The sequence below is a fragment of the Streptomyces sp. NPDC045967 genome, assembly GCF_056430495.1.
This window is the reverse complement of the sequence record NZ_JBWKLE010000034.1, coordinates 1-6,210: the sequence shown is the minus strand read 5'-3', so window position 1 is coordinate 6,210 and position 6,210 is coordinate 1. Positions and strand designations below refer to the sequence as shown.

Sequence of the window (6,210 nt, the reverse complement as noted above, 5' to 3'; positions counted from 1 at the left end):
TGGGGGTGGGGGGGGGGGTGGGGGGGGGGGGGGGGGGGGGGGGGGGGGTGGGGGGGGGGGTGGGTGGGGGGGGTGGTGGGGGGGGGGGGGGGGGGGGGTGGGGGGGGGGGGCCCCCCCCCCCCCCCCCCCCCCGCGCCCGACCAGGCGAGCAGGGACCACAGGGTGAGCACGGCGCCCGCGGCGGCGAGGGCGGGGCCGAGCCGGGTGAGGGCCCGGCCCGGCGGGGATGGGGTGGCGTGCACGGAGCGGCTCCTCGGTCGGTTGCCCGGTCGTCGATAAGTGAGATCAATAATTGACCACGCTTATGACGGGAGTGTTGCAGCCGTGCGAAACCTCTCGGGAGCCCTCCGGCCCTTGATCGCCGATGGGGTACGTTCACCTGTGTGACGCGACCCGAACCCACGCCGGAGGCGATCGAGGTCGGGCGGGTGATCCGGAACTGCCGTACGCAGCGCGGCGTCTCCATGGCCGTCCTCGCCCACCGCTCCGGCCTCTCCCAGCCCTTCCTCAGCCAGCTCGAACGCGGCCTCGCCACCCCCAGCCTCAGTTCGATCTACCGGATCGCGGAAGCTCTGGACGTCACCCCGGGGACCTTCCTGCGACCGCCCGTACGGCCGGGCACGGTCAGCCACGAGAGCGACCCGCAGGTGATCCGCGTGGACGAGACCGCGGGCCAGGTGGCGCGGGTGCTCATCCCGGGGGGACGCAGCGCACTGATGGAGGCATACGAGCACCACTTCGAGCCCGGCCGGGGCGAGCGCGGCTGGTTCGAGCACCCGGGTGAGGACTTCCTCTACGTACTGGAGGGCGAGATCGTCCTGGAGGTGGAGGGCGAGGAGCCGGTGACCCTGCGCGCGGGCCAGAGCGCGCACCACCGGGGCGAGGTTCCGCACCGGTGCCGCTTGGCGGGCCCGGCCGCCGCCCGGACCCTGCTGGTCATCTCGAACGCCTGACGGACGCGACCGGTCCGTCCGGCGGGCAGGAGCGGTCCGTCCGGCGGGCAGGAGCGGTCAGTTCGGCGGGCACGAGCGGGCCGGACGCCGACTACGCCTGGTCGGGCACGTACTTGTAGCCGACGCGGCGCACGGTGGAGATGCGGTTGCGGTGCGTGGGGCCGAGCTTGCGGCGCAGCCGGGCCACGTGGACATCGACCGTGCGGCCGTCGCCGACGTGGCCGTAACCCCAGATGTGGGAGATGAGGGCGTCGCGGGTGTGGACCGTGTACGGGTGCGCCACCAGGTGCGCCAGAAGGTCGAACTCCAGGTAGGTGAGGTCGAGTTCCCGCCCGTCTACATCGGCCAGCCGCCGTTCGCGGTCGACTCGGATGAGGTCGTCGGGCCGGTCCGGGCCGGGGCGGCGGGCCGGGTCCGGGACGGGAGCCGCGGGCGCCGCGGACCCGAGGGGATGGACCTCCGGCCGGACACCGTGGGCCGCCATCACCGCCACCGGGTCCACGCCGGCCGGCAGGAACACGAGGTAGCCGACGCGGCCCTCCACCCCGTCGACGGGGACGCGCGCCGGGCGGTCGCCGATCAGCCGGAGGCGGGGGGCGGGGATACGGGTACGGGGAGTGGCGGGTACGGGAACTGCGGTGGTCACGATAAGCCCCTTCGGCTGCTCGGAGTGGAGTGGTGGGCGCCAGGTCTTCGGCCGCGCCCGGGCGTCTTCGTCCGCGGCGCCCCTGCGCGACCGCGGGTGGCCGGCGCGCGTCACACGCCGGCGTGCCCTGCGGCTCCGAGGACCGGAGTCGGGGGACGGCGTGGGCGGCAGCGGGGAGCGGGGAGCGGCGGCCGGAACGCCGGCGCGCGAAGAATGCCCTGGCGGCAGTGGCCTCAGGAAAGTCGGCAGACGGCGCTGGCGACGCGACGGAAGTCGACGTGCCTGCGGCGTACGAGCAACGGCTGCGACGGGGACATGGTCACATCGTGAAGTGCGCGGCCGACAGCGTCAATACTTCCCTACTGATTCCATAGGAAATGGCCGAACCGGGCGGGGCTCCCCAGCGGGGTGCCCGGCGCCCCCACCCACACGACCACCACCGGTCGGCGCGGGCCGCACCACCCCGACACGCCGCCGTCGCAAGCCTCTTGCGATGCGGCCGCTCCACCCGGCCCGCACCCTGCGGACCGGCCGGCGCCCCCATCCGTTTCAAGACAGCCTTGTCCAGCATGCGGTCGCACCCTTGCCCGGAGAGTCACCGCGGGCAAGTATTCCTATCAATCCGATGGGAAACGTGGGGATTCGGTGAATGCGGCCGTTGCGAGCCGGCCGACGCCCCTCAACAACGCTCCGGAGCAGCCGACATGACCAACGCCATCCCCCCTGGCAACGCCGTCCACCCCGTCCTGCCGCACCGCGACGACACCCGGGCCTGCCGGTGACGACCGCGCCGACGACACCGCGCGCGGCCCTCCCCCGGTCCGCCGCCGAACAGCGCCGCGCGCTCCTGCGCGCCGCCCGCGACGTTGCGGAGGACCTGGCCGCGGACGCCATCGCGCGCGACCGGGCCGGCAGACCACCCGCCGACGAGACGGCCAGGCTGCGCGAGGCCGGACTGCTGGCGGCCCTGATCCCGCCCGGGCCGGACCGGGGGGCGGACTGGCGTACCGGATGCACCGTCATACGGGAGATCTCCGCGGCCGACAGCTCCGTCGGCGATGTCCTCGCGCGCCACTACGTGCACGCGTGGAGCGGACGCTTCTACGCGACCCACCCCCACGCGGCGCTCGAAGAGGAGTCGGGGCGCGAGCACTGGCTGTGGACCGGCGCCGTCCGCACTCCCCCGCCCCACGACGCGGGCGACGGCGACGGACCGGACCTCGTCCTGAGACGGCGCGGCAACGGGTACGCGTTGAACGGCTGCCGCACCGTGGACACGGCGGTGACCGTCGCGGACCAGATCGTCGTGGACGCCGTCTGCGCGGTGACCGGTGACGTCCTGGTCGTGCGCGTCCCACCCGGCGCACGCGGCGTGAGCGTCGAGCCCGCCCGCGACCGGCTGGGGCAGCGCGTCGCGGGCGCGGGCGAGGTCTTCTTCGACGGGGTCGCGGTCGCGCACGGGCAGGTGCTGGGCCGCCGTCCGTACGACGAGGAGGCGACCGCGCCCTTCTCCGCCCTCGCCGAGCCCGCACTCCGGCTCGCCCTGTGCCACGTCGCCCTCGGCATCGCGGAAGGCGCCCTCATCGAGGCGCGCGACCTCAGCAAGGGGGGCCACGCCCACCACCGCCCGCCCGGCGAGGACGCGGACCTGCTGCTGACGTACGGCGAACTCGCGTCGGCCGTGCAGACGGCGACGGCCGTGGTCGACCGGGCGACCGAGGTGATGGCGCAGGCCCTCGACACCGGTGTGCACCTCGACCCCGAGGAGCCCGCGGGCGTCGCCGCCCTGGTCGCCACGGCGGAGACGGTGACGTCACGGGCCGCCCTGCACATCACCACCCGCGTGCTGGAACTGGCCGATGCCCCCGGCCTGGACCGCTTCTGGCGCAACGCCCGCGTCCTGACGGCCCACCGCCCCCTCGCGCACCGGCTGCGCTCGATCGGCCAGCACTACCTCAACGGCGCCGCCCGCCCGGTGGCCGCGGCCTTCCGCTGACACGGGGCACCAAACGCGGCGCGGGCGCCCCACCGCGCGCGAACGGGGGCGGAGTCACAGGCCGGTGCGCGAGCCGCGCGCCTCGGCTGCCGGCCCGGGGGCACCTGCCCGGCAGCCCCGCCCCCGCCCCCGTGACGGACACCGGTCGCGTCCGTGCGGGATAATGGGCGTATGCGGATCTCAGCCAGGGCGGACTATGCGGTACGTGCCGCGCTGCAGCTTGCCGCGGCGCAGGAGGACGGGCCCTTGAAGGCCGAGGCCATCGCCGACGCGCAGGAGATCCCGCACAAGTTCCTCGAGGGCATCCTGAACGACATGCGCCGGGGAGGTCTCGTCCTGAGCCAGCGCGGCGGCAACGGCGGTTACCGGCTGGCCAAGCCGGCCGGGTCCATCAGCATCGCCGACGTCATCCGCGTGGTGGACGGCCCCCTGGTCTCGGTGCGCGGGGTCCGGCCGCCGGACCTCTCCTACACCGGCCCGGCCCAGTCGCTGCTGCCCCTGTGGATCGCGCTGCGGGCCAATGTCCGCGAAATCCTGGACGGGGTGACGCTCGCCGACGTCGCAGCCGCCGAGCTGCCGTCCGACGTCTCCGCGCTGACCGACACGCCGGGCGCCTGGACCAATCCCTGACGCTGACCCCTCAGCCACCTGCGGTTTCTCAGATTCCGAGATGTTCGCGTCCACCATGTGGTCACCCTCTTGGGGTGGGTCTTCCGCTCTGCCAATATGCCTACCAACCAGGTAGGAAAACTAGGAATTCCGGGAGGGGCGGGACCGTGGGAACACTGCACCGCATGGGCCGGATGCCGTCCCTGACCTCCCGACGCCACATCGACCTGGTCCGTACGTCCAGCGCCATCTGTCCGGCCGGCTGACACCGCCCGCAGGGCCGCCCTCCACGCCGGCACCACCGCACTCCCCGCCGCCGCCACTCACACACCGGTCGGCGGAGCCCCGGTCGGCCACCCCGCGCCCCCCACTCCCCCGGGTGCGACCGCGCCGTACACGCCCGAGGCGGCTTCGCCGCGCCCTTGACGCTGCCGCCGCCCGGAATCCCCAGGCCCACGACTGCCGCCCGGGCGGTCGAGGCGGCGGGGTGCCCGCGGCCGGATCCACCTCGCTCCCTCCTCACACCTCTCCTGCACGCCACCCGTGAAAGGACACCTCCGTGTCTGCCGCAAGACCGCTCACCACCCTGCGCGCCATCGCCGCCGCCGCGACGCTCCCCCTGCTGCTGACCGCCTGCGGCTACGGCTCCGACGCGCAGAAGCAGGAGGACAAGGCCGCGGTCGCGGCCACCGGGGAGAAGAAGCTCTCCGCCTCCGAGGTCCGCATCGGGTACTTCCCGAACCTGACGCACGCCACGGCGCTGGTGGGCCTGCAGGAGGGCCTGATCCAGAAGGAACTGGGCGAGACGAAGATCAAGCCGCAGTCCTTCAACGCGGGTCCTTCCGAGATCGAGGCACTCAACGGCGGTTCGCTCGACATCGGCTTCATCGGTCCCTCGCCCGCGATCAACGGCTATGTGAAGTCCAAGGGCGCCAACCTGCGGATCGTCTCCGGCTCGGCGTCGGGCGGCGTGAAGCTGGTCGTCAACCCCGACAGGATCAAGACCCTGGACGACCTCAAGGGCAAGAAGATCGCCACCCCCCAGAAGGGGAACACCCAGGACGTCGCGTTCCTCAACTGGATCTCCGAGAAGGGCTGGAGCGTCGACCCCGAGTCCGGCAAGGGCGACGTCTCCGTCGTCCGCACCGACAACAAGGTCACCCCGGACGCCTTCAAGCAGGGTTCGATCGACGGCGCCTGGGTGCCCGAGCCCACCGCCTCCAAGCTCGTCTCCGACGGCGGCTCGGTCCTGCTGGACGAGACCTCGCTGTGGCCCGGCAAAAAGTTCGTGATCACCAACATCGTCGTGTCGCAGAAGTTCCTCAAGGAGCACCCCGACGTCGTCGAGGCGGTCCTGGCGGGCACCGTGAAGACCAACGAGTGGATCAACGCCAACCCCGACCAGGCCAAGGCGTCCGCCAACGCCAAGCTCGCGGCCGAAGGCGGCAAGCCCCTCGACGCGAAGATCATCGATCCCGCCTGGCCGAGCATCGCCATCACCGACGACCCGCTGGCCTCCACCCTCCGGGCACAGGCCGACCACGCGGTCAAGGCCAAGCTCATCGAACAGCCCGACCTGACCGGCATCTACGACCTCACGCTGCTGAACAAGGTCCTCAAGGCCGCAGGCAAGCCCGAGGTCTCCGACGCCGGCCTCGGCGCCAAGTAGGCAGAGCGGTCCGGCCGATCGGCACGTCGGCAGCACCACAAGGCCGCAAGCCCGCGCCTCCGCAGCACCGCAGCACCGCAGCACCGCAAGTCAGTACATTCGCACGTCCCGTTGACCCCAGGAGGTGACGGCCATGGCCACCACGTACGCCGACGCGACAGAGGGCACCGCAGCGACCGCGACACACGCCGCGCGGATCGAGCACGTCTCGAAGTCCTTCTCCGGCCCGGCCGGATCACAGCTCGTCCTGGACGACATCAGCCTCGATGTCGCTCCCGGAGAGTTCGTCACCATCCTGGGGGCCTCGGGATGCGGCAAGTCCACCCTGCTCAACCT

Annotated in this window: 8 protein-coding genes; 6 read left to right on the top strand and 2 right to left on the bottom strand. The window is 73.0% G+C overall.

Translation table 11 applies throughout. The features are described from left to right. Positions 1–384: 384 nt before the first annotated feature. A complete protein-coding gene (locus AC07FY_RS32360) occupies positions 385–954 on the top strand; it encodes a helix-turn-helix domain-containing protein (RefSeq protein WP_479013825.1) in 570 nt (189 codons plus the stop codon). 91 nt (positions 955–1,045) lie between these two features. On the opposite strand, the gene AC07FY_RS32355 is transcribed toward AC07FY_RS32360, so the two are convergent. Together AC07FY_RS32355 and AC07FY_RS32350 are read right to left on the bottom strand one after the other, a co-directional pair. Continuing rightward, complete coding sequence (locus tag AC07FY_RS32355) at positions 1,046–1,600, bottom strand: winged helix-turn-helix domain-containing protein (RefSeq protein WP_479013822.1); 555 nt, start codon at positions 1,598–1,600, stop codon at positions 1,046–1,048. Positions 1,601–1,833: 233 nt separating this feature from the next. Then, complete coding sequence (locus AC07FY_RS32350) at positions 1,834–1,917, bottom strand: putative leader peptide (protein ID WP_479013895.1); 84 nt, start codon at positions 1,915–1,917, stop codon at positions 1,834–1,836. A gap of 461 nt (positions 1,918–2,378) precedes the next feature. Here AC07FY_RS32350 and AC07FY_RS32345 point away from each other — a divergent pair, with 461 nt between their 5' ends. The 5 genes from AC07FY_RS32345 to AC07FY_RS32325 all read left to right on the top strand — a co-directional run. Then, positions 2,379–3,596 carry an acyl-CoA dehydrogenase family protein gene (locus AC07FY_RS32345; protein ID WP_479013819.1) on the top strand — a complete coding sequence of 406 codons (1,218 nt, stop codon included), beginning with the start codon at positions 2,379–2,381 and terminating at the stop codon, positions 3,594–3,596. A 171-nt stretch (positions 3,597–3,767) separates the two neighbouring features. Further along, positions 3,768–4,226, top strand: coding sequence for an RrF2 family transcriptional regulator (locus tag AC07FY_RS32340; protein ID WP_479013816.1), 459 nt, complete (start codon positions 3,768–3,770; stop codon positions 4,224–4,226). A 146-nt stretch (positions 4,227–4,372) separates the two neighbouring features. Then, on the top strand, positions 4,373–4,471 hold the full coding sequence (locus tag AC07FY_RS32335; RefSeq protein WP_479013813.1) for a putative leader peptide: 99 nt from the start codon (positions 4,373–4,375) through the stop codon (positions 4,469–4,471). A gap of 293 nt (positions 4,472–4,764) precedes the next feature. Beyond that, positions 4,765–5,874 (top strand): aliphatic sulfonate ABC transporter substrate-binding protein, encoded by a 1,110-nt coding sequence (locus tag AC07FY_RS32330; RefSeq protein WP_479013810.1) that lies wholly within the window; start codon positions 4,765–4,767, stop codon positions 5,872–5,874. A gap of 133 nt (positions 5,875–6,007) precedes the next feature. Then, positions 6,008–6,210 (top strand): ATP-binding cassette domain-containing protein (locus AC07FY_RS32325; protein WP_479013807.1); only part of this gene is annotated, 203 nt, incomplete at its 3' end.